The sequence below is a fragment of the Achromobacter sp. genome (assembly GCF_049647645.1).
Taxonomy (GTDB): domain Bacteria; phylum Pseudomonadota; class Gammaproteobacteria; order Burkholderiales; family Burkholderiaceae_B; genus Achromobacter.
Genome location: NZ_JBARYB010000306.1, coordinates 1 through 21,675, shown reverse-complemented (window position 1 = coordinate 21,675; position 21,675 = coordinate 1). Strand labels below are relative to the sequence as shown.

General features: G+C 66.6%; 22 protein-coding genes. 16 read left to right on the top strand and 6 right to left on the bottom strand.

The window, feature by feature from the left end; all coding sequences use genetic code 11:
• Window positions 1-162: 162 nt before the first annotated feature.
• The 4 genes from WBB14_RS34520 to WBB14_RS34505 all read right to left on the bottom strand — a co-directional run bounded on the left by WBB14_RS34520 (window position 163) and on the right by WBB14_RS34505 (window position 4,404).
• The gene (locus tag WBB14_RS34520; protein WP_173144228.1) at window positions 163-903 is read right to left on the bottom strand and encodes an amino acid ABC transporter ATP-binding protein; all 741 of its coding nucleotides are present in this window, start codon (window positions 901-903) and stop codon (window positions 163-165) included.
• 60 nt (window positions 904-963) lie between these two features.
• On the bottom strand, window positions 964-2,064 hold the full coding sequence (locus WBB14_RS34515; RefSeq protein ID WP_424243737.1) for an amino acid ABC transporter permease: 1,101 nt from the start codon (window positions 2,062-2,064) through the stop codon (window positions 964-966).
• 1 nt (window position 2,065) lies between these two features.
• Complete coding sequence (locus WBB14_RS34510) at window positions 2,066-3,256, bottom strand: amino acid ABC transporter permease (RefSeq protein ID WP_424243736.1); 1,191 nt, start codon at window positions 3,254-3,256, stop codon at window positions 2,066-2,068.
• Window positions 3,257-3,387: 131 nt separating this feature from the next.
• Window positions 3,388-4,404 carry an amino acid ABC transporter substrate-binding protein gene (locus WBB14_RS34505; RefSeq protein ID WP_013396509.1) on the bottom strand — a complete coding sequence of 339 codons (1,017 nt, stop codon included), beginning with the start codon at window positions 4,402-4,404 and terminating at the stop codon, window positions 3,388-3,390.
• A 289-nt stretch (window positions 4,405-4,693) separates the two neighbouring features.
• Here WBB14_RS34505 and WBB14_RS34500 point away from each other — a divergent pair, with 289 nt between their 5' ends.
• From WBB14_RS34500 to WBB14_RS34475, 6 genes are all read left to right on the top strand, one after another.
• Window positions 4,694-5,449 (top strand): cell division ATP-binding protein FtsE, encoded by a 756-nt coding sequence (locus tag WBB14_RS34500; protein WP_424243735.1) that lies wholly within the window; start codon window positions 4,694-4,696, stop codon window positions 5,447-5,449.
• A complete protein-coding gene (locus WBB14_RS34495; protein ID WP_424243734.1) occupies window positions 5,446-6,354 on the top strand; it encodes a cell division protein FtsX in 909 nt (302 codons plus the stop codon). The genes WBB14_RS34500 and WBB14_RS34495 overlap by 4 nt, the downstream gene beginning before the upstream one ends.
• Window positions 6,355-6,640: 286 nt before the next feature.
• Window positions 6,641-7,387, top strand: coding sequence for a chemoreceptor glutamine deamidase CheD (gene cheD, locus WBB14_RS34490; RefSeq protein ID WP_424243733.1), 747 nt, complete (start codon window positions 6,641-6,643; stop codon window positions 7,385-7,387).
• Between the two features lie 47 nt (window positions 7,388-7,434).
• Window positions 7,435-7,965: an RNA 2',3'-cyclic phosphodiesterase gene (thpR, locus tag WBB14_RS34485; protein WP_424243732.1), complete on the top strand. Its 531-nt coding sequence runs from the start codon at window positions 7,435-7,437 to the stop codon at window positions 7,963-7,965.
• A 46-nt stretch (window positions 7,966-8,011) separates the two neighbouring features.
• Complete coding sequence (locus tag WBB14_RS34480; protein WP_424243731.1) at window positions 8,012-8,572, top strand: 5'-3'-deoxyribonucleotidase; 561 nt, start codon at window positions 8,012-8,014, stop codon at window positions 8,570-8,572.
• Between the two features lie 71 nt (window positions 8,573-8,643).
• Window positions 8,644-9,981, top strand: a complete 1,338-nt coding sequence (locus WBB14_RS34475) for an NAD(P)H-dependent oxidoreductase (RefSeq protein ID WP_424243730.1) — start codon at window positions 8,644-8,646, stop codon at window positions 9,979-9,981.
• 41 nt (window positions 9,982-10,022) lie between these two features.
• On the opposite strand, the gene WBB14_RS34470 is transcribed toward WBB14_RS34475, so the two are convergent.
• Together WBB14_RS34470 and WBB14_RS34465 are read right to left on the bottom strand one after the other, a co-directional pair.
• Window positions 10,023-10,769 carry a FadR/GntR family transcriptional regulator gene (locus WBB14_RS34470; protein WP_424243729.1) on the bottom strand — a complete coding sequence of 249 codons (747 nt, stop codon included), beginning with the start codon at window positions 10,767-10,769 and terminating at the stop codon, window positions 10,023-10,025.
• Window positions 10,770-10,871: 102 nt separating this feature from the next.
• A complete protein-coding gene (locus tag WBB14_RS34465; protein ID WP_424243728.1) occupies window positions 10,872-11,609 on the bottom strand; it encodes an SDR family NAD(P)-dependent oxidoreductase in 738 nt (245 codons plus the stop codon).
• Window positions 11,610-11,848: 239 nt separating this feature from the next.
• Between WBB14_RS34465 and WBB14_RS34460 the strand changes: the two genes are divergently transcribed.
• From WBB14_RS34460 to WBB14_RS34415, 10 genes are all read left to right on the top strand, one after another.
• Window positions 11,849-12,673 carry a shikimate dehydrogenase family protein gene (locus tag WBB14_RS34460; RefSeq protein ID WP_424243727.1) on the top strand — a complete coding sequence of 275 codons (825 nt, stop codon included), beginning with the start codon at window positions 11,849-11,851 and terminating at the stop codon, window positions 12,671-12,673.
• Between the two features lie 42 nt (window positions 12,674-12,715).
• Window positions 12,716-13,951 (top strand): branched-chain amino acid ABC transporter substrate-binding protein, encoded by a 1,236-nt coding sequence (locus WBB14_RS34455; RefSeq protein WP_424243726.1) that lies wholly within the window; start codon window positions 12,716-12,718, stop codon window positions 13,949-13,951.
• 168 nt (window positions 13,952-14,119) lie between these two features.
• Window positions 14,120-15,061, top strand: a complete 942-nt coding sequence (locus tag WBB14_RS34450) for a branched-chain amino acid ABC transporter permease (protein ID WP_424243725.1) — start codon at window positions 14,120-14,122, stop codon at window positions 15,059-15,061.
• Window positions 15,058-16,326, top strand: a complete 1,269-nt coding sequence (locus WBB14_RS34445; protein ID WP_424243724.1) for a branched-chain amino acid ABC transporter permease — start codon at window positions 15,058-15,060, stop codon at window positions 16,324-16,326. The genes WBB14_RS34450 and WBB14_RS34445 overlap by 4 nt, the downstream gene beginning before the upstream one ends.
• The gene (locus tag WBB14_RS34440; RefSeq protein ID WP_424243723.1) at window positions 16,323-17,075 is read left to right on the top strand and encodes an ABC transporter ATP-binding protein; all 753 of its coding nucleotides are present in this window, start codon (window positions 16,323-16,325) and stop codon (window positions 17,073-17,075) included. The genes WBB14_RS34445 and WBB14_RS34440 overlap by 4 nt, the downstream gene beginning before the upstream one ends.
• Entirely contained in the window at window positions 17,072-17,791 is a 720-nt protein-coding gene (locus tag WBB14_RS34435) for an ABC transporter ATP-binding protein (protein WP_424243722.1), read from the top strand. The genes WBB14_RS34440 and WBB14_RS34435 overlap by 4 nt, the downstream gene beginning before the upstream one ends.
• Window positions 17,792-17,825: 34 nt before the next feature.
• Window positions 17,826-18,614 (top strand): SDR family NAD(P)-dependent oxidoreductase, encoded by a 789-nt coding sequence (locus WBB14_RS34430; RefSeq protein ID WP_424243721.1) that lies wholly within the window; start codon window positions 17,826-17,828, stop codon window positions 18,612-18,614.
• Window positions 18,615-18,649: 35 nt separating this feature from the next.
• A complete protein-coding gene (locus tag WBB14_RS34425; RefSeq protein ID WP_424243720.1) occupies window positions 18,650-20,833 on the top strand; it encodes an alpha-ketoacid dehydrogenase subunit alpha/beta in 2,184 nt (727 codons plus the stop codon).
• On the top strand, window positions 20,830-21,318 hold the full coding sequence (locus WBB14_RS34420; RefSeq protein ID WP_424243719.1) for a VOC family protein: 489 nt from the start codon (window positions 20,830-20,832) through the stop codon (window positions 21,316-21,318). The genes WBB14_RS34425 and WBB14_RS34420 overlap by 4 nt, the downstream gene beginning before the upstream one ends.
• 10 nt (window positions 21,319-21,328) lie before the next feature.
• A partial coding sequence (locus WBB14_RS34415; RefSeq protein WP_424243718.1) for a biotin/lipoyl-containing protein occupies window positions 21,329-21,675 on the top strand: 347 nt, incomplete at its 3' end.

The window sequence follows — 21,675 nt, the reverse complement described above, 5'->3', positions numbered from 1 at the left end:
CGCTTCGGATCAATAGCGGTCAGTAGCATACCGCAGCAAGGAACACGGCGTAACAAAGAGATACCTGCAGAACCGCCGGCTGTTCTCGGAACAACGCAGGCCCTTGACCCCGCGCAAACGCCCCGCCGCAGCATGAAAAAACCGCCCGAAGGCGGTTTGGGGTCAGTGCAGGATCTGGCTCAGGAACAGCTTGGTCCGCTCGTTCTGCGGATTGTCGAAGAACTCGTCGGGGCTGTTCTGCTCGATGATCTCGCCGCGGTCCATGAAGATCACGCGGTTGGCGACCTTGCGCGCGAAGCCCATTTCGTGGGTCACGCAGATCATGGTCATGCCGCTTTCCTGGGCCAGGGTGACCATCACGTCCAGCACTTCCTTGACCATTTCCGGGTCCAGCGCGGAAGTCGGCTCATCGAACAGCATGATCTTGGGGCTCATGCACAGCGAACGCGCGATCGCCACGCGCTGCTGCTGGCCGCCCGACAGCTGGCCGGGGAATTTCTTGGCCTGGTCTGGAATGCGCACGCGTTCCAGGTACTTCATGGCCGTCGCCTCGGCTTCGGCGCGCGGCTTCTTCAAGACCCACATGGGCCCCAGCGTCAGGTTCTCCAGCACCGTCAGGTGCGGGAACAGGTTGAAGTGCTGGAACACCATGCCGACGTCCTTGCGGATGGTCTCGATGTGCTTGAGGTCGTTGGTGAGCTCGGTGCCGTCCACGATGATGTGGCCCTTCTGGTGCTCTTCCAGGCGGTTGATGCAGCGGATCATGGTGGACTTGCCCGAACCCGACGGCCCGCACACCACGATGCGTTCACCCGGCGCGACGTCCAGGTTGATATTGCGCAGCACGTGGAACTGGCCGTACCACTTGTTCACGTCCTGCAATTTGATGATGGCATCAGACATGCCTGTACTCCCGTAAGTATCGCGGTGCGCGCCCGCCCGGGGCGGACGCGCTGCAAAGTTCTAGCGTGCGTGTCCCGTGGCCAGGCGTTTTTCCAGCGCCTGGCTGTATTTGGACATGGAGAAGCAGAAGACGAAGTAGATGAGCGAAATGAACAGGTACGCCTCCACCCCGAAGCCGCGCCATGCCGCGTCGGACAAGGCCGCCTTGGCCGCCAGCGTCAGGTCGAAGATGCCGATGATCACCACCAGCGAGGTGTCCTTGAACAGCGCGATGAAGATGCTGACCAGCGGCGGGATCACGATCTTCAGCGCCTGCGGCAGGATGATCTTGCGCATCTGCTGCCAGTAGTTCAGGCCCAGCGAATCCGCGCCTTCGTACTGGCCCTTGGGAATCGCCTGCAGGCCGCCGCGCACGGTTTCGGCGATGTACGCCGCCGCGAACATGATGATCGCGATCTGCGCGCGCAGCAGCTTGTCAATGGAGAAACCTTCAGGCAGGAACAGCGGCAGCATCACCGAGGACATGAACAACAGGCTGATCAGCGGCACGCCGCGGATCAGCTCGATGTACACGACGCACAGCGCCTTGATGGCGGGCATCTTGGAGCGCCGGCCCAGGGCCAGCAGCACGCCGATGGGGAAGGCGAAGGCGATGCCGAACGTGGACAGGATCAGCGTCAGCGGCAGGCCGCCCCAGCGCGCGTTTTCCACGTAGGTCAGGCCGAACACGCCGCCCCACATCAGGAGCGCCACGGCCGTCAGGCCCACGGTCCAGATGACAGCAAGCTTCCAGTTCCAGAAGCGGCGGATGCCGCTGCAGACGATCACCGCCACCAGGATGACGGTCGCGATCAGCGGACGCCATTGCTCGTCGAACGGATAGGTGCCGAACAGGATCAGCCGGTGCTTCTCGATAATGAAGGCCCAGCAGGCGCCGCCGGAAGCACGGCACTCCTGTGCGTTGGTCGCGGAGAAGTTCGCCTTGATGAAGGCCCATTCCACCAGCGCCGGCACTGCCATCAGCAGAAACCAGGCCACCAGCACCGTGATGAGGATGTTCAGCGGCGACGAGAACAGGCGCGACTTGATCCAGGCCCAGAGACCCACGTGGGTGCTGGGCGGCGGCAGCCCTTCGGCGGGGATATGCGTAGTGCTGCTCATATCAACGCTCCACCAGCGCGATGCGCTTGTTGTACCAGTTCATGAATATCGAGATCGACAGGCTGACCGTGAGGTAGGCGCCCATGATGATGAGAATGCCCTCGATGGCCTGGCCGGTCTGGTTCAGCGTGGTGTTCACCACCGACACGATGTCGGGGTAGCCGATGGCCACGGCCAGCGAACTGTTCTTGGTCAGGTTGAGGTATTGGCTGGTCATCGGCGGAATGATCACGCGCAGCGCCTGCGGCAGCACCACCAGGCGCAGCACCTGCTTGCGGCGCAGGCCCAGCGAACCGGCGGCTTCCCATTGGCCAGTATTGACCGCCTGGATGCCCGAACGCACCACTTCGGCGATGAAGGCCGAGGTGTAGACCACCAGCCCCGCCATCAAAGCGGCAAACTCCGGCGACAAGGTCAGGCCGCCCGAGAAGTTGAAGCCCTTGAGTACCGGCATGTCCAGGGTCAGCGAAGCGCCGCTGGCCAGCCAGCCGACGATGGGCAGGCCGATCAGCAGGCCGATGGCGGCGCGGCCCAGCGGGAACACCCGGCCGGTCGCCTCCTGGCGTTTCTTGCCCCAGTGGCCCAGGAAGATGATTGCAACGATGGCCAGGCCCAGTCCGCCCAGCATCCAGTCCAGCGAATTGCCCTCCAGGCCGGGCACCTTCAGACCGCGGTTGGAGATGAAGACGCCTGGCAGCGGGTTGTGCGCCTGGCGCGGACCCGGCATGTTTTCCGTGATCAGCGCGTACCAGAAGAACAGCTGCAGCAGCAGCGGCACGTTGCGCATCACTTCGACGTAGACCGACGTGATCTTGGCGACCAGCCAGTTCTTGGACAGGCGGCCGATGCCGATGAGCGTGCCGAGTATCGTCGCCAGCACGATGCCGATGACGGCCACGCGCAGCGTGTTGAGCAGGCCGACCAGGATGGCGCGGCCGTAGGTGTCGGAGGGGGTGTAGGCGATGGGCGTTTCGCCGATGGCGAAGCCGGCCTCGCGTTGCAGGAAGCCGAAGCCCGTGGCGATATTGCGCACGGACAGGTTGTGCAGCGTGTTTGAAACCAGGAACCACACGGCCCAGGCCACGGCGGCCAACGCCAGCACCTGGTAGACCACGGAGCGCACCCCGGGATCGTTCCAGTTCAGACGCCGGGGGGGTGCCGATGCAGGCGCGCTTTTATTGGGAGTATTCATGAGTGAATCTACAGAAGTCGGAATACCGGGCGGCGAAGCCGGCAAGGCCGCGCCACCCACTCCTGCCACCCGCCCTCAGGCGGGAGAGGAAAAACGGAGCGCCGGGCTCCGTTTTTCCAGGCAGCCGTGTGTTAGCGCACCGGCCAGCCGTACATCAAGCCACCATTCTTGTAGGAAGCGTTCAAGCCGCGTTCCAGCTTCATCGCGCTGCTCTTGCCCAGCGTGTTTTCGAAGCTTTCACCGTAGTTGCCCACGTTCTTGATGATGTTGTAGGCCCACTTGTCGTCCACGCCCAGGTTCTTGCCCATGCCCGGGGTCACGCCCAGGATGCGCTGGATGTTGGGATTGGGGCTCTTCGCCATTTCGTCGACGTTGGCCTTGGTGATGCCGTATTCCTCGGCTTCGAGCATGGCGTTGAGCGACCAGCGCACGATGTTGAACCATTGCTCGTCGCCCTGGCGCACCATGGGGCCGAGCGGCTCCTTGGAGAAGTCTTCCGGCAGGATGACGAACTTGTCCGGATTTTCCAGCGTGGTGCGGGTGGAGGCCAGTTGCGACTTGTCGGTGGTGAAGGCGTCGCAGCGGCCGGCCGAGAAGGCGCGGATGATTTCGTCGTACTTGTCGATCACGACAGGCTTGAATTCGATCTTCTGGCCGCGGAACCAGTCAGCCAGGTTCAGCTCGGTGGTGGTGCCGGGCTGCACGCAGATGGTGGCGCCGTTCAGTTCCTTGGCGCTCTTGACGTTCAGGTCCTTGGAGACCATGACGCCCTGGCTGTCGTAGTAGTTCACGCCCACGCCGATCAGGCCCAGCGTCGTGTCGCGCGTCAGCGTGACGGTGGTGTTGCGGGTGAGGACGTCCACTTCGCCGGATTGCAGGGCGGTGAAGCGCTGCTGCGTGTTCAGCGGGGTGAACTTGACCTTGGTGGCGTCGCCGAACATGGTCGAGGCGATGGCGCGGCACAGGTCTACGTCGATACCCTTGTATTCGCCCTTGCTGTCAGCGATGGAGAACCCCGGGATGCCCGTCGAAACCCCGCACTGGACAAACCCTTTTTTCTTGACGTTATCGAAGGTTGCGCCCGCATTGGCAGCCGCGGATGCAGCGAACAAAGCGGCGCCGACCGCAGCGAGTTTCAGTACTTTCATCGTGTTCTCCGTGTGGGATAAAGCGAAGTCGCGCGCAGGCCGGGTTGGGTCCACGCATGGGGCGGATGGTAGCGTCCGCGCCACTCGCGGCGCATCCGGGAATTCCCTTGAAATATAGGGACACTGGATGAAATGAAACGCTGTTTCCCAACAAAAAAGGGACGCCCTTTGAGCCACGACAAACGCTGCCGGACGCCTTGCGCGTAAAGATTTATCCGCGCCTCCTCCTGGCGGTTTAGGCCACCTTAGTGTCCCCGAGTTACTATTGCGGCTTCATCTGACAGCCGCCATGATCGAATTCCAGCACGTATTCAAATCATATGGTCGCGGCCGCAATATCCTGGCCGACATCAACTTCCGCGTGAGCGCGGGAGAGTTCGTTTTCGTATCCGGGCCGTCCGGCGCCGGCAAGTCCACTTTGCTCAAGCTGATCGGCGGGCTGGAGCCCGCCAGCCGGGGGTCGATCCAGGTCAACGGCCAGCGGCTGGACAAGCTGCCCGCCCGCGCCCGGCCGTACCTGCGCCGCGCCGTGGGCGTGATCCTGCAGGATACGCACCTGCTGTTCGATCGAACAGCGTTCGAAAATGTCATGCTGCCGCTGGCGGTCACGGGCCACGCCTGGAACTCGGCCGCGGCGCGCGCCCGCGCCGCCCTGGACAAGGTGGGGCTGTCGGGCAAGGAAGACCTGAATCCGATCGAGCTGTCCGGCGGCGAACAGCAGCGCCTGGCGATCGCGCGGGCCATCGTGAACCGGCCCGCCATCCTGATCGCCGACGAGCCCACCGCCAACCTCGACCACGACAACGCGCAGCGCATCATGAATGTGTTCCGCGATTTCAACCGCGTCGGCGTGACCACGCTGATCGCCTCGCACGACCAGGACCTCATGGCGCGCTACGCCACCCGCACCTTGCGCATCGACCCGGGCAAGTTCGCCGACTCCCAGGGCGCCGGGACGGCCCAGCCTGAGACTGGCGCAGGCCAAGCCGGCACCGGGCAGCCGGGCGCCGCGCTCGGCCGGGCCTATCCTGGAGAATCCGCATGAACGCCTGGCTGCGGCAACACCGCTATGCGCTCCTGGTCACCCTGCGCCGCCTGATCAAGCAACCGTTCTCATCCCTGGCCAACCTGCTGGTCATGGCCCTGGCCCTGGCCCTGCCGCTGCTGGGCAGCGCCATCCTGGTCTCGGTCCAGCCGGTGGCGCGCCAGATGTCGGTCACGCCCGAAGTCACCGTCTTCATGCGCGTGGACGCCCCCACGGGCGCCGCCGCGGACGTGGCCAAGCGCATCCAGGACGAATACAAGGACGACATCCGCGCCGTGCGCGTGGTGGGCCGCGAGGACGCCCTGGCGGATCTGCGCGCCAACCCGGCGTGGCAGCAGGCGCTGGCGGTGCTGCCGGGCAACCCACTGCCGGACGCGGTGGTGGTGACGCTGGCCGACGGCGACAACCTGGCCGGCCGGGCCGACAAGCTGGCGGCGTCCTGGAAGCAATGGAATCACGTCGACCTGGTGCAGTTGGACAGCGCCTGGGTGCAGCGCCTGGAGGCCATCCTGCGCTTTGCCCGCATCGGCCTGGGCTTCCTGGCCGCCTGCGTGGCGGTGGTGGTGCTGGCTACCGTCTTCAACACCGTACGCATGCAGGCGCTCTCGCAGCGCGAGGAGATCGGGGTGGCCCGGCTGGTGGGCGCCACGGAATCCTTCGTGCGGCGCCCCTTCCTGTATCTGGGCGCGCTGTCTGGCGCGGTAGCCTCGCTTCTGGCCATAGGCGTGGCGGCGGTCGCGCTGTCGCCACTGAACGACGCCCTGGTCGGACTGGCCCGCAGCTACGGGGCCGAGTTCGCCCTGCACCTGCCCGGCCCGTCCGTGCTGGTCGGCGCGGTGATCGCCTCGGCCGCGCTGGGCGCCCTGTCGGCGCGCTGGTCGGTCACCCGCAGCACGCGCTTCTGACGCGCGGCGCCTAAAGCTCCGTATAAAGCCCCTTCCTCCCCGTGATCCGGGGAACGACTTCCGTCCGCCTGTGTAGGATGCTTGCATGCCTGCCAGCGGGCGGTCGTGGCTATGGGCCGGGCGGCAAAAACAGGACACATTACTGCGTCCGTTACATAGCAATTCACCCGCTGGAAGCTTGAGTATGCAAGAATAAAGCGACATTTTCTTACATATTTTGATACATTCGTACCCCGAGCTGCCGCCTTCGTGTCCAAATCGCTGTTCTTGCCTTTAATCGAGTCCCATGGCCGCCCGTCTTGAAGCCCGTGCGACGCGCCACTATTTTGACAGCGCGTTCCAGTGTCAGGCGGTGAAAGTACTGCCCAACGAGTACTACGTCACCAACGAAGACCTGATGATCTCGACCGTCCTGGGGTCTTGCGTCGCCGCCTGTATCCATGATCCGGTCACCGGCGTGGGCGGCATGAACCATTTCATGTTGCCGGAAGGCGACATGCAATCGCCCGCCTCGGCCACCATGCGCTATGGCGCCTTCGCCATGGAAGTGCTGATCAACGAACTGCTGAAGGCCGGCGCGGTGCGCGACCGGCTCGAAGCCAAGGTGTTCGGCGGCGGCGCCGTGCTGTCCGCCATGCAGCAGATGAACATCGGTGAGCGCAACGGCCAGTTCGTGCTGAGCTATCTCAAGACCGAAGGCATTCCCGTCAAGGCGCAAGACCTGGGCGACGTGCACGCGCGCCGCATCAATTACTTTCCGCGCGACGGCCGGGTGATGGTCCGCAAGATGGCGCCGCACCACCAGCGCGCCGAGGAAATCATCGCCAAGCGCGAACAGGCGGCCGCCCAGAGCGTACAGGCCAAGACCGAAAGCCCGCAGCGCGTCGAGCGCTTCACCCGGCCCGGCGTGGAGCGTTTCGACCGCCCGGCCCGTCCCGGCGTCGAACGTTTCGACCGTCCAGCGCGCCCCGGCGTGGAACGCTTCGACACCGCGCTGACCCGCCTGCGCCGCACCGAGACCGCCAGCGACTAAGCCGGTCCGCATGCGCATTGCGCCGCACGCGCCCCTACAATCAGCGCATGTCCACCGTCCGCCTGTTCTACGCCCTGTGGCCCGCCCCCTCGTTGGCGGCCCAGCTCGCAGCCTGGGCGGAACAGGCGCGGCCCGATTGCGGCGGACGCGCCATGCGCACGGAAACCCTGCACCTGACCCTGGCCTTCCTGGGACCAGTGGAGGCGGCGCTCGCCGACGAGCTGGCCGCAGCCACGCCTGAACGGCGTCTCGCGCCCGAGGGCATGACCCTGGACCGCTACGGGGTCTTCGGCCGCCAACGCATCCTGTGGGCCGGCCCTGGCGACACGCCCGCGGGCCTGCAGGCCGCCCACGACGAACTCTGGCTGTGGCTGTCGGGCTTTGGCCTGGCTGCGCCGCCCCAGCCCTTCCGCCCGCACGTCACCCTGCTGCGCAATATCGAACAGGCCCACCCGCCTGCCGAAGCGCCCGCACCCCTGCCCTGGCGCTACGACCGCATGGTGCTGGTGGCATCGGAATCGCAATCGGGCGGCAGCCGCTACCGCATCGTGGCGCAGTCGCGGCCTCAATATTCCTGACACCCGCTCTGGCACAATCTACCGGTTGCCACCACCCGGGATCGTCATGATCATCCTGCTGGACCAAGACGGCGTGCTAGCCGATTTCGAACACGCCTTCATCGACGCTTGGCGCGCGCGCCATCCGGATATCGCGCCGGTGGCGTTCGAGGACCGCAAGTCCTTCTACATCCGCCAGGATTACGCCCCCGAGTTGCGCGGCATGGCCGAAGCCATCTACACGGCGCCCGGCTTCATCCGCGACCTGCCGCCGGTGCCCGGCGCACTGGACGCCGTGAAGGAATTGCTGGCGCTGGGCATGGACGTGCGCATCTGCTCCTCGCCCCTGTCGCAGTTCGAGAACTGCGTCGCGGAAAAGTACCTGTGGGTGGAAAAGCACCTGGGACGCGAAGCCACCAACCGGCTGATCCTGACCAAGGACAAAACCCTGGTGCACGGCCATCTGCTGATCGACGACAAGCCCCTGATCGAAGGCGCGGTGAAGCCGCGCTGGAAGCACATTCTGTTCGACGCCCCCTATAACCGCGAGGTGTCGGGCCGTCCCCGGATCAGTTGGCAGAACTGGCGCAACGTGCTGGCCGGAGAGCTGTATACGGCAGATGAGTGAGTCCTGTTCAGCTGCCGCGATTTGGGACTATTCTGTGTTGCTGTACCCCCCACACCGGAGGAGCCTGCACCATGAACCTGTACCGCCTGCTCAAGCAGCGAGAAGCCGACCACAAGCCTTTGCGTGTTGCATTGCTGGGCGCCGGAAAGTTCGGCGCGATGTTCATGAGCCAGGCCCCGCGCACGCCGGGGATGCGGTTGGTCGCCGTGGCCGACCTGGCGCCCGACCGCGCCCGCGCGGCGCTCACCAGGGTGGGTTGGCCGGCCACCGCGCTCAACGCCAGCAGCACCAATGACGCGCTGAAGAACGGCAAGGTCTACTTCAGCGACGACCCCCATGCCGTGATCGCCAGTCCCGACGTCGATATCGTCATCGACGCCACCGGGCAAGCCGCCGCCGGCATCAGCCACGTGCTGGCCTGCTGCGAATACGGCAAGCACATCATCATGGTCAACGTCGAGGCCGACGCGCTCGCCGGCCCGCTGCTGGCGCGGCGCGCGCGCGAAGCCGGCATCGTCTATTCGCTGGCCTACGGCGACCAGCCGGCCCTGATCTGCGAAATGGTGGATTGGGCCCGCGCCAGCGGCTTCGAGGTCATGGCCGCGGGCAAGGGCACCAAGTATCTGCCGGAATTCCATACGTCCACGCCGGACACCGTCTGGCCCTATTACGGCTTCACCGCCGAAATGGTCGCGGCCGGCGACTTCAACGCGCAGATGTTCAACAGCTTCCTGGACGGCACCAAGAGCGCCATCGAGATGGCTGCGGTCTCCAACGCCACGGGACTGCTGCCCTCGCCTTCCGGCCTGCACTTCCCGCCCTGCGGCGTGGACGACCTGGCGCGCGTGCTGCGTCCGCGCGATAGCGGCGGCATCCTGCACCACCGCGGGCAGGTCGAGGTGATTTCCTCGCTGGAGCGCGATGGCCGGCCGGTGTTCCGCGACTTGCGCTGGGGCGTGTACGTGACCCTGGCCGCCGACAGCGACTACGTGCGCCGCTGCTTCAAGGAATACGGACTGGTCACCGACCCCAGCGGCAACTACACCGCCATGTACAAGCCTTATCACCTGATAGGCCTGGAGCTGGGCATCAGCGTGGCCAGCGTGGGCTTGCGGCGCGAACCCACCGGCGCGCCCGCCGGCTGGCACGGCGACGTCGTCGCCACCGCCAAGCGCGACCTGCCCGCCGGCCAGATCCTGGACGGCGAAGGCGGCTATACGGTGTACGGCCGGCTGATGCCGGCGCGCGATTCAGTGGACGAAGGCTATCTGCCGCTGGGCCTGTCGCACCAGGTCAAGCTGAAGAACCCGGTGCGGCAATCGCAGGCGATCCGCTGGAGCGACGTGGAATACGACAACAGGTCCACGGCGGTGCAGTTCCGCCGCGAAATGGAACAGACCTTCGCTTAGGGCTTGCCCGCGCCGCAGGCCCGCCCGAGCGGCCCGACGCCTTAGACCGGCGCCGGCCGTTCCGCCTGGAACAGACGCAGGCGGTCCGCGGCGTTGCGCAAATGCCGGTCGGCGGCGCGACCGGCGGCGTCCGGATCGCCCGCGTCTATGGCCGCGAAAATCGCCTGATGTTCGCTCTGCACCGCTGCCATGCGTTCGGCATACATGCGCGCCGTGTTGTTGCGCGCGCTGCGGATGACGCGGCGCACGTTGGCTTCCAGATAATCGTTCAGGGCCACCAGATGCGGATTGTGGGTGGCCTGCACGATGGCGTGATGGAACTGGTAGTCCTCTTCGTCGCCTAGCTTGTCATTGAGCAGCGCGTACTCCATGCCCACCAGCGCCTGGCGCATCTTCTTCAGGTCGGCGTCGGTGCGGCGCTGCGCGGCGTAACGCGCGGCGGTGACTTCAATCGACAGCATCAGCTCCAGGATGTGTTCCAGCTCCTGGTTGTCGCCCGGCGTGGGCGCGGCGATGCGGAACGCATTCTTCTGGAAGTTCGGATCGACGAACACTCCGCTGCCTTGCTGCGACGTGATCAGGCCTTCGGACTTCAGGCGCGCCAGCGCTTCGCGCACGACGGCGCGGCTGACCGAATAGGTTTCGGTCAGCTGCTTTTCCGTGGGCAGGCGATCGCCGGGCGCGAGCGCCCCCTGGCGGATCTGCTCCGCCAGCGCATCGCCCAGCGCCGCCGAAAGCGAACTCTTGGGCGCGGCGCGCGGCGGATCCTGTTCTTGGTTGGGCTGCATGTCGAATGGTTGAAACGTGCAGGCGGCGCGCAGGCGCGCCGCCTCGTGTTTATGGGAATGCCTGGCCGGCCGCGGCATCGATAGCCGCGCCATCCCGGGACTTTACGCGATATAGATGCCGCCGTTGACCTGCATGACCTCGCCCGTGACGAAACCGGCTAGCGGCGAGCAGAGGAAAGCGATCGAGCCAGCGATCTCCTCGGCCGTGCCATAGCGGCGCAGCGGCGTGCTTTCCAACAGTTGCGCGCCCTTCTGCCCGATCAGGTCCTGCGTCATGGAAGTGGCGATGATGCCCGGCGCCACCGCGTTCACGCGGATCTGCGGCGCCAGTTCCAGGGCCAGGCTGCGCGTGAAGCTCTGCACCGCGCCCTTGGACGCGGAGTAGGCCGCATGCGCGTAGCTGCCGCGCTGCGCCGCCAGCGAGGTCAGCAGCACGATGGAGCCATCGTGGCGCAAGTGGCGCTGCACGGCGCGGCACACATAGAAGGTGCCGTCCAGGTTCACCCGCATCAGCGTGCGCCAAGCCTCGTCGCTGGTGTCCTTGACCAGCTGCTCCGGGTAGATGCCGGCGCAATGCACCAGATGGTCCAACCCGCCGAAATGCTTGGCCGCGGCTTCAAACACGCGTTCGCAGTCGGCCGATGCCGATACGTCCAACGCACGCGTGTAGACGCGCTGCCCGCTGGGATCCAGCTCGGCCGCCACTTCTTCCAGGCGCGCATTGTCGATGTCGGTCAGCACCAGCCTGGCGCCATGCGCCGCCATCAGCCGCGCCGTCGCCAGACCGATGCCGTTGCCTGCGCCGGTGATGGCGGCGACCTTTCCTTCGAACGAAATCATTCTGTCTCCTGAAGCACACGTATGCGGGCTGGAACGTCCTGGCGGCAGCCGCCGGAATTCCGATTGGACTCCCGAAACGGCCGCTTGACACGGGAAAAACGCTTGCCCTATGATTTATCGGACAACTTAATAAAGTTGCCTGACAACTTATTCCGAAAGCGTAAAGCAACTGACGCTTTCAGGCAAGAGAGTCGGCAACGACACGGCGGCAAGCCGCCGCCCAGGCAGGGGACAATCAGGTGGAAATCACCGGCAGCACTACCGTTTTCGCGATAGCGGCGGACCCGATCGCGCACGTCAAGACGCCCCAGCGGCTCAATGCCCTGCTGCGCGAGCGCGGCGTGGACGCGGTCATGGTCCCGTTCCACGTCGCCCCCGAGGCCCTGCCCGGCCTGTTCGCCGGCATCCGCGGGCTGGCCAACCTGGGCGGCATCGTTGTCACGGTGCCCCACAAGGAAAATGCCGCCGCGCTGTGCGACGCCCTGACGCCGTCCGCCCAGCTGAGCGGCGCGGTCAACGCGGTGCGCCTGCGCGACGGCGTGCTCACGGGCGGCAACTTCGACGGGCTGGGCTTCGTCGCCGGGCTGCGCAGCCAGGGCCATGATCCGGCCGGCCGCCATGTCTACCTGGCCGGCCTGGGCGGCGCGGGCAAGGCCATCGCCTGCGCCATCGCCGACGCCGGTCCCGCCAGCCTGCGCCTGTACAACCGCAGCGCCGACAAGGCCGTCTCCTTTGCCGCGCATCTCGTCCGCCAATACCCCGGCCTGGCCATCAGCGTGGCCAGCGCCGCGCCCGAAGCCTGCGACATCGCCATCAACGCGACCTCGCTGGGCCTGAATGACACCGATCCCCTGCCCTTCCAGTTGAACGCGCTTGCCGCCGGCACCGTCGTCGCCGACGCCGTCATGAGCCGCGTGGATACGCCCCTGCTGCGCGCCGCCGCCGCGCGCGGCTGCCGCACGCATCCTGGCCTGTACATGCTGGAAGGACAGATCGCCGAAATTGCCCGCTTCCTGGGCATGGAAGAAACGCGCCGGGGCCTGCCCGCCAGCGCGCTTGCTTGATCCACAAATTCACCACACTCCCGTTCCACGGAGGAGACACGCATGAAATTGGCTTTCACCACCGGCCTGCTGTGCCTGGCCGGCATCGCCGCATCGGCCCAGGCCGCGCCCGTCAAGATCGGCCTGATCGAAACGCTGTCCGGCCCGCAGGCCTCGACCGGCCTGATTTTCCGCGCCGCGGTCAAATATGAGCTGGACCGCATCAACGCCGCCGGCGGCTGGAACGGCCAGCCACTGGAACTGGTCGAGTTCGACAACCAGGGCGGCCCGGTCGGCGCCTCCGACCGCTTCCGCGCGGCGGCGGCCGAAGGCGTGCAAATCCTGGTGCAAGGTTCCTCGTCGGCCATTTCCGGCCAGCTGACGGAAGACGTCCGCAAGCACAACCTGCGCAACCCCGGCAAGGAGGTCGTGTTCCTGAACGTGGGCGGCGAAGCCTTGGAACTGACCGGCCAGAAGTGCCACTTCTATCACTTCCGCTTCGCCACCAACGCCGACCTGCGCGTGAAGGCGCTGGCTTCCGTCATGTCGGCCGACGGCACGCTGGGCAAGCGCGTGTACGCCATCAACCAGAACTACTCCTGGGGCCAGGACATGGAAGGCGCGACCGAGCGCTTCGCCCAACAGTACGGCTATGAGGTGGTCGGCAAGACGCTGCACGAAGTCAACAAGATCCAGGACTTCGCGCCCTACGTGGCGCGCATCCGCTCGGCCACGCCCGATACCGTCATCACCGGCAACTGGTCCAACGACCTGCTGCTGCTGATGAAGGCCACGCAGGCCGCGGGCCTGAAGGTCCGCTTCGGCACGGTGTTCCTGGACCAGGTGGGCAACCTGGCCAACGCCGGCGAAGTCGCGCTGGGCCACTACATCGCCCATCCGTACAACATCGAGGCCGCGGGCGAGGAAGGCGCCAAGTTCGCCGAGGACTACAAGGCCAAGACCGGCCACTACCCCAGCTACACCGAGCCGCAGACCGTGATCGGCATCGCCTTCCTGGGCGAGGCGCTCAAGCAGGTCAAGCCGCAGGACGGCAAGCTGTCCGTGCCGGAACTGGCAAAGGCGCTGGAGAAGGTCACCTACACCTCGTCGCTGGGCACTTACACCATGCGCGCGGAAGACCATCAGGTGCAGCTGCCCATGGTGGTGTCCAAGGTCGGCAAAAACGCCAAGTACAAGGCCGACGGCACCGACATGGGCTTCGAACCGGTGAAGGTGCTGGCCGCGGCCGAGGTGTCGGCGCCGGCGCAGGCGACTTGCAAGATGCAGCGGCCGAATTGACGGGTTGCGCGGCCGAACCGTTAGCTTGCGCGTGACGGTTTGGCCGCGCGCAACCCATCATCGCCCCTCGCAAACCAATAAGCGCACCGCCGGCGCGGGCCGGAAAAACCTCGGTGCGCATCGCTCGCAAGACGTCCGTCGTCTTAGCGCAAGAATCCTGGAGCGGACATGGAATACTTTACCGTCTCGCTGTTGAACGGCGTGATTTACGGCCTGCTGCTATTCATGGTGTCGGCAGGCCTGACACTGATTTTCGGCATGATGGGCGTGCTCAACTTCGCGCACGCCTCGTTCTACATGATAGGCGCGTACGCCGCCTACACCCTGACGCCCGTCACCGGCTTCTGGGCCGCGCTGGTGCTGGCCACCCTCATCGCCGGCCTGCTCGGCATGGGCGTGGAGCGCTTCTTCCTGCGCCGCGTCCACAAGTTCGGCCATGCGCAGGAACTGCTGGTGACCTTCGGCCTGGCCTTCATCGTCGCCGAGCTGATCAAGCTGTTCTACGGCGACTTCCCGGTCGACTACCGCGTGCCGCAGTTCCTCAATTTCCCCGCTTTCCGCGTGTTCGGCGCGGACTACCCGTTCTACCGCCTGCTGATGGGCGGCGTGTCGCTGGCGATGTTCGCCATGATCTATCTGCTGCTGTCGCGCACCCGCGTCGGCATCGTGGTGCGTTCGGCCATTTACCGTCCGCGCATGGCCGAGGCGCTGGGCCACAACGTGCCGCTGGTGTTCATGAGCGTGTTCGGCGTGGGCGCGGCCATGGCCGGCCTGGCCGGCGCGGTGGCGGGCGCCTTCTACACCACCAATCCGAACATGGCGCTGGAACTGGGCGTGCTGGTGTTCGTGGTGGTGGTGGTGGGCGGCCTGGGTTCGCTCGAAGGCGCGATGATCGCCTCGCTGCTGATCGGCCTGATCAGTTCCTTCTCGGTGGGCATCGACGCCAGCCTGGCGTCCTTGTTCGGCCTGTTCGGCGCCCGTGAATGGGCCGAGAGCGTGGGCGGCCTGATGACCGTGAAGATTTCCAGCCTGGCCGCGACCCTGCCCTTCCTGCTGATGCTGGTGGTGCTGCTGGTCAAGCCCTCGGGCCTGAAGGGAGAGCAGGCATGAGCCAGACCCGCCGCACTTCCGCGATCTTCCTTCTGATCCTTTGCGTGGCCGCGCTCTGCGCGCTGCCCTGGCTGCTGCCCCCGGGCCAGTTGGTGGCCGCGGTGCAGATGCTGATCGCCGCGTTGTTCGCCTGCGCCTTCAACCTGCTGGCAGGCCAGGGAGGCATGCTGTCCTTCGGCCATGCCGCCTACTTCGGCGTCGGCACCTTCGCCACCATCCACGCCATGAACGCGCTGGGCGGCGCGGGCTTGCTGCCCACGCCGCTGATGCCGCTGGCGGGCGGCGTGGCCGGCCTGCTGTTCGGCCTGGTCGCAGGCTGGTTCGCCACCATGCGCGCCGGCGTCTACTTCGCCATGATCACGCTGGCGCTGGCCGAACTGCTGCACGCGCTGGCGCCGCACCTGAAGGGCGTGTTCGGCGGCGAGGCGGGCGTGTCCGCCATGCGCATGCCGGCCTGGGGCTTCACTTTCGGTTCCGACATCGAGGTCTATTTCCTGGTGCTGGCCTGGGTGCTGGTGTCGCTGGCCGCGCTGTATGGCCTGACACGCACGCCGCTGGGCCGGCTGACGCTGGGGCTGCGCGAAAACGCCAACCGCCTGCGCTACCTGGGCTATCGCCCGCATACGCTGAAGACCCTGGTGTTCGCGCTGTCGGCCATGTTCGCCGGCATCGCCGGCGGCCTGCAGGCGCTGAACATCGAGGCCGGCAACTACGTGCTGTTCGACGTCAAGCTGTCCACCGATGCAGTGCTGTTCGCCTACATCGGCGGCGTCAATGCCTTCCTCGGCCCGGTGCTGGGCGCGTCCATCCTGACCTTCCTGTCGCAGACGCTAGCCGACATCACCCGTTCCTGGCTGCTGTACCAGGGCATTCTTTTCGTACTGGTGATGCTGTTCGTGCCGGATGGCCTGGTCGGCCTGGTGCAGGGCGCCGCCAGGTCGCTGCGCGAGCGCGGCCCGGGCAACTGGCTGCCGCGCGCCGCGGTGTCGGTGGCCGGCGGCCTGCTGCTGACCTGCGCCACGGTCTTCACGGTGGAACTGCTGCAACGCATGTTCGCCCGCGACTACCGCTCGCTGCTGGCCATGAACCCCGAGGCCGGCTGGCCCGACATTCCGCTGTTCGGCCACGATTGGGCGCCGCTGGCGCCATCGACCTGGCTGATTCCTTTGGCGCTGTTCGCCGTGGGCCTGGCCGCCTGCCGCTGGGCGCTGGTCCTGTGGCGCGACGACGCCCAAGCCGCTCCCGCGCTGGAGGCCGCACAATGAGCCACGAGATCCTTACCCTGACCGACGTGCGCAAGTCTTTCGGCGATGCGCAGATCATCCGCGGCGTGAACCTGAAAGTCGAAGCCGGCGAACGCCACGCCGTCATCGGTCCGAACGGCGCGGGCAAGTCCACCTTGTTCCACCTGATGTCGGGTTCGTTCGCGCCGACCTCGGGCGACATCAGCCTGCATGCACGCTCCATCGGCGGCCTGCCGCCGGAGCGCATCAACCGCCTGGGGCTGGCGCGCTCGTTCCAGATCACCAACGTATTCCCGCGCCTCTCGGTGCGCGAGAACCTGCGGCTGGCGGTGCTGCGCATGCATGGGCTGGTCTACAACTTCTGGCGCCCCATCGCCCGCAACCGCGCCGTCAACGAAGACGTCGAGCGCCTGCTGGAGAAAGTGCGTCTGGCCGCCAAGCAGCACACCGCCGCCGGCGACCTGAACTATTCGGAGCAGCGCTCGCTGGAAATCGGCATGACGCTGGCCTCGCGCCCCAAGGTCATCCTGCTGGACGAGCCCATGGCGGGCATGTCCCAGCACGAAGTGGACTACACGGTCGAACTGATCAAGGACGTGACCCGCGATTGCACGCTGCTGATCGTGGAGCACGACATGCAGGTGGTGTTCTCGTTGGCCGACCGCATCAGCGTGCTGGTCTACGGCGAGATCCTCGCCACCGGCACGCCGGCCGACATCCGCGGCGACGCCCGCGTGCGCGAAGCCTACCTGGGAGAGGAAACGGTATGACGACGCAATCCCCCTTGTTGAGCCTGCAAGGCGTGCACGCCCACTACGGCAAGAGCCATATCCTGCACGGCATCAATCTCACCGTCGGCCGCGGCGAAGTGGTCAGTCTGCTGGGCCGCAATGGCGCCGGCCGCTCCACCACCATGAAAAGCATCATGGGCCTGGTGGACGTGACCGGCGGCAGCATCGCCATCGAAGGCCGCGACATCACCAACAAGCGCCCCTTCGAAATCGCCCGTGCCGGGCTGGGCTTCGTGCCGGAAGAGCGCGAGGTATTCGCCAACCTGAGCGTGGACGAAAACCTGCGCATGGGCGAACAGCCCAAGCGCGACGACGCGCCCTACTGGTCGACCGAGCAGATGTTCGACTACTTCCCGCGCCTGAAAGAGCGCCGCGCCACCAAGGCCGGCAACCTGTCCGGCGGCGAGCAGCAGATGCTGACCATGTGCCGTTCGCTGCTGGGCAACCCCAAGGTCATGCTGATCGACGAACCCACCGAAGGGCTGGCGCCGAAGATCGTGGAAGTGATCGCCGACGTGATCCGCGACATCCACAAGCGCGGCGTGTCCGTGGTGCTGGTGGAGCAGAAGCTGACCATCGCGCTGAAGGTCTCCACCCGCGTCAGCGTGATGGGCCACGGCCGCATCGTTTTCGAAGGACCGCCCGCGCAGCTGCATGAGCGCCAGGACGTGGTCCAGGAATGGCTGGCGGTCTGAGCGCCAGCAAATACATCGCTAAGAGGCAAACATCGTGGACCAAACCCCGGAAGTCATCCATCCCGACCTGCGCGGCCAGAGCGTCGTCATCACCGGCGGCGCCAAGGGCATAGGCCTGGCCACGGCGCAAGCGTTCGCGCGGCAAGGCGCGCGCGTGGCGCTGCTGGATATGGAAGCGGCCGCCCTGGATGAAGCCGTCGCTGGCTTGGCGGCGCTGGGCGCCGCAGCCCTGGCCGTACAAGCCTCGGTGACCGACGCCGACGCGGTTGAACGCGCCTTCGCCCAAGTCGAACAGGCCTGGGGCTGCATCGACGTGCTGGTCAACAACGCGGGCGTATCGGCCAACAAGCCCACGCTGGAAGTCACCGTGGACGAATGGCGCCGCGCCGTGGACATCAACCTGACCGGCGTGTTCCTGTGCGCCCAGGCCGCCGGCCGCCGCATGGTGCCGGCCGGCGCCGGCAGCATCATCAACCTGGCCTCGATGTACGGCGTGGTGGCGGCGCCCGACCGCGCCGCCTATTGCGCCACCAAGGGCGCCGTGGTGCTGCTGACCGAGACCCTGGCCGTGGAATGGGGCCCGCTGGGCGTGCGCGTGAACGCATTGGCGCCGGGCTACGTGGAAACGGATCTGGTGCGCGACCTGGCCGCGCGCGGCCGCCTGGACCCCGAACGCCTCAAGCAGCGCACGCCGCTGCGGCGCCTGGCGCAACCGGCCGAAATGGCCGACCTGGCGGTGTTCCTGGCCTCGCGCCAGGCCGGCTACATCAACGGACACACCCTGGTGGCCGATGGCGGCTGGAGCCGCTACAGCTACCTCTAATCGCAAGACACATACACATCTCTGGAGATTCATTCATGGCCACCCACCAACCGCTCGAGCCCCAGGCGCCCTGGCGGCAACTGACGGTAGACGCCAAGGACTGGCAACGAGCGGATCCCGCCCTGCTCGGCACCATGCTGACCCAGTTGCACTGGATCCGCGCCTTTGAAGAGGCCGTGCTGGACCTGGCCGCCGAGGGCCTGGTGCATGGCCCGGCGCATTCGTCCGTGGGCCAGGAAGGCGGCGCGGTCGGCTCCGTGCTGGCGCTGGGCGCCGGCGACCAGATCAACGGATCCCACCGCGGCCACCACCAGTTCCTGGCCAAGGCGCTGCAGCACGTCGCGCCGCTGGGCCTGGACCCGCGCAATCCGCTCACGCCGGCCATCGACGAGGTTCTGCAGAAGACGCTGGCCGAGATCATGGGCCTGGCCCAGGGCTATTGCTGCGGCCGGGGCGGCAGCATGCACCTGCGCTGGCTGGAAGCCGGCGCGCTGGGCACCAACGCCATCGTGGGCGGCGGCGTACCGCTGGCCGCCGGCGCGGGCTGGGCGCACAAGCACGCCGGCACCGACCGCGTTGCCGTGACCTATTTCGGCGACGGCGCGGTGAACATCGGCTCGGTGCTGGAAACCATGAACCTGACCGCGGCGTGGAAGACGCCGCTGTGCTTCTTCATCGAGAACAACCGCTACGCCGTTTCCACCACGGTGGAAGAGTCCACCGCCGAACCGCGCCTGTCGGCGCGCGGCCTGGCCTTCAACATCCCGTCGTGGAAGGTGGACGGCATGGACCCGCTGGCGGTCCACCTGGCCATGTCCGAAGCCGTGGCGCACATGCGCGCCGGCAACGGTCCGACCATCGTCGAGGTCGACGTATACCGCTTCTTCCACCAGAACGGCCCCTTCCCCGGCAGCGCCTTCGGCTACCGCAGCAAGGATGAAGAAGCGCAATGGCGCCGCCGCGATCCGCTGGACAAGATCGCCACGGAGATGATCGGCCGCAAGCTGATCACGCAAGCCGAAGTGGACGCCCTGCGCCAGCGCTGCAAGGACGTGATGAGGGACGTGTCCGGCCGCCTGACCGAAGCCGCCGACGGCGGCAAGCGCCGCGTGCGCGCCGACCTCTGGCCCAGCCCCGATTTCCGCGACGTGGGCCTGCGCAGCGACGGCTCGGAACTGGCCGGCCTGCGCTACCAGGAAGCCGCCGACTACGCAGGCCAATCCGCCGAGCGCAAGTTCGTGGACGCGGTCGCCGACGTGCTGGACCGCCGCATGGAAACCGATGCCGGCGTGGTGGTGCTGGGCGAGGACGTGCACCGCCTGAAGGGCGGCACCAACGGCGCCACGCGCGGCCTCAAGGACAAGTATCCCGACCGCGTGCTGGGCACTCCCATTTCCGAAAACGCCTTCGCCGGCCTGGGCGGCGGCCTGGCCATGGACGGCCGCTACCGGCCGATTGTGGAATTCATGTACCCCGACTTCATGTGGGTCGCGGCCGACCAGATCTTCAACCAGATCGGCAAGGCCCGCCACATGTTCGGCGGCGACATCGACGTGCCCTTCGTGCTGCGCACCAAGGTCGCGATGGGCACGGGCTACGGCTCGCAGCACTCGATGGACCCGGCCGGCATCTTCGCCACCGCGCCCGGCTGGCGCGTGGTCGCGCCGTCCACGCCCCACGATTACGTCGGCCTGATGAACACCGCGCTGGCCTCCAAGGACCCGGTGCTGGTGATCGAACACGTGGACCTGTATGCCTCGTCGGGTGCCGTGCCTACGGACGACCTGGACTACGCCATTCCGTTTGGCCGCGCCTGCGTGCGCCGCGCAGGCGGCAAGGTCACCATCCTGACCTATCTGTCCATGGTCAGCCGCGCGCTCAAGGCCGCGGAAGAAGCGGGCGTGGACGCCGAGGTCATCGACCTGCGCACGCTGGACCGCGCCAGCCTGGACTGGGACACCATCGGCGCCAGCATCATGAAGACCAACAACGTGCTGATCGTGGAGCAAGGCGCGCGCGGCACGTCCTACGGCGCCATGTTGGCCGACGAGATCCAGCGCCGCTACTTCGACTGGCTGGACCAACCGATCAAGCGCGTGACCGGCGGCGAGGCCTCGCCCAGCATCTCCAAGGTGCTGGAGCGCGCCGCGTTCGCGGATACCGAGGAAGTGATGGCCGGCCTGGCCGACGTGCTGGCCGACATTGGAGAACAGGCATGACCCTGCACATGACCGTGCCGATGGAAGTCGGCATCTGCTGCGCCAACCTGGACGCGCTGCTGGCCTTCTACACCGAGGTGGTGGGCCTGAAACTCGTCAACCGCGTAAGCGTGCCGGCCGACAAGGCCCAGGCCACCGGCCTGACGCGCCATGGCTACGACGTGGCGCGGCTGCAGACCAGCTACGGCGAACGCATCAAGCTGCTGCAGCCCAGCGTACCGCCAGAAGCCGCCGCGCGCGGCACGGCCATTCTGGACCGCCAGGGCGCGACATACCTGACCTTCATCGTGCGCGACCTGCCCGGTGCGGTGCGCGAACTGCAAGCGAAGGGCGTGGTTTTCGACAGCGCGCCCGCGCCGATGGAAGTGCGGCCCGGCACCTGGCTGGCGTTCTTCCGCGACCCCGAAGGCAATGTGCTTGAGCTGGTCGAATACGACGATCCCGCCACCTACCGGCCCGACCTGAACAGCGCCGCCGCAAAATAGGACGAATATCGTGGCACACCTTATCAAGCTCCCCTCCGTAGCGGCCGATACCTCCGGCGGCACGCTGCACCAGTGGCTCAAGAAAGAAGGCGACACCGTCGCCGTGGGCGACGCGCTGGCGGAAATCGAAACCGAGAAGGCCATCGTCGAGATCAATGCCGAGCAGGCCGGCGTGCTGGGCCGCATCGTGGTCCAGGCCGGCGCGGCCTCCGTGCCGGTGAACACCGTGATCGGCGTGCTGTTGGCGCAGGGTGAAGACGCTACGGCCATCGACCGCGCGCTGGCCGAGGCTGGCGCCATGCAGCCCGCGGCAACGCCGGCGGCGGCTGTTGTGGCCAGCGCTGCCCCGGCCTCGGC

Excerpts from the sequence above, each read along its gene's own strand:
- WBB14_RS34465 (WP_424243728.1), bottom strand. The coding sequence starts at position 11,609 with ATGATTTCGTTCGAAGGAAAGGTCGCCGCCATCACCGGCGCAGGCAAC.
- WBB14_RS34505 (WP_013396509.1), bottom strand. The coding sequence starts at position 4,404 with ATGAAAGTACTGAAACTCGCTGCGGTCGGCGCCGCTTTGTTCGCTGCA.
- WBB14_RS34475 (WP_424243730.1), top strand. The coding sequence starts at position 8,644 with ATGAACCTGTACCGCCTGCTCAAGCAGCGAGAAGCCGACCACAAGCCT.
- WBB14_RS34435 (WP_424243722.1), top strand. The coding sequence starts at position 17,072 with ATGACGACGCAATCCCCCTTGTTGAGCCTGCAAGGCGTGCACGCCCAC.
- WBB14_RS34425 (WP_424243720.1), top strand. The coding sequence starts at position 18,650 with ATGGCCACCCACCAACCGCTCGAGCCCCAGGCGCCCTGGCGGCAACTG.
- WBB14_RS34495 (WP_424243734.1), top strand. The coding sequence starts at position 5,446 with ATGAACGCCTGGCTGCGGCAACACCGCTATGCGCTCCTGGTCACCCTG.
- WBB14_RS34440 (WP_424243723.1), top strand. The coding sequence starts at position 16,323 with ATGAGCCACGAGATCCTTACCCTGACCGACGTGCGCAAGTCTTTCGGC.
- WBB14_RS34470 (WP_424243729.1), bottom strand. The coding sequence starts at position 10,769 with ATGCAGCCCAACCAAGAACAGGATCCGCCGCGCGCCGCGCCCAAGAGT.
- WBB14_RS34455 (WP_424243726.1), top strand. The coding sequence starts at position 12,716 with ATGAAATTGGCTTTCACCACCGGCCTGCTGTGCCTGGCCGGCATCGCC.
- WBB14_RS34480 (WP_424243731.1), top strand. The coding sequence starts at position 8,012 with ATGATCATCCTGCTGGACCAAGACGGCGTGCTAGCCGATTTCGAACAC.
- cheD (WP_424243733.1), top strand. The coding sequence starts at position 6,641 with ATGGCCGCCCGTCTTGAAGCCCGTGCGACGCGCCACTATTTTGACAGC.
- WBB14_RS34500 (WP_424243735.1), top strand. The coding sequence starts at position 4,694 with ATGATCGAATTCCAGCACGTATTCAAATCATATGGTCGCGGCCGCAAT.
- WBB14_RS34450 (WP_424243725.1), top strand. The coding sequence starts at position 14,120 with ATGGAATACTTTACCGTCTCGCTGTTGAACGGCGTGATTTACGGCCTG.
- WBB14_RS34420 (WP_424243719.1), top strand. The coding sequence starts at position 20,830 with ATGACCCTGCACATGACCGTGCCGATGGAAGTCGGCATCTGCTGCGCC.
- thpR (WP_424243732.1), top strand. The coding sequence starts at position 7,435 with ATGTCCACCGTCCGCCTGTTCTACGCCCTGTGGCCCGCCCCCTCGTTG.
- WBB14_RS34445 (WP_424243724.1), top strand. The coding sequence starts at position 15,058 with ATGAGCCAGACCCGCCGCACTTCCGCGATCTTCCTTCTGATCCTTTGC.
- WBB14_RS34520 (WP_173144228.1), bottom strand. The coding sequence starts at position 903 with ATGTCTGATGCCATCATCAAATTGCAGGACGTGAACAAGTGGTACGGC.
- WBB14_RS34510 (WP_424243736.1), bottom strand. The coding sequence starts at position 3,256 with ATGAATACTCCCAATAAAAGCGCGCCTGCATCGGCACCCCCCCGGCGT.
- WBB14_RS34515 (WP_424243737.1), bottom strand. The coding sequence starts at position 2,064 with ATGAGCAGCACTACGCATATCCCCGCCGAAGGGCTGCCGCCGCCCAGC.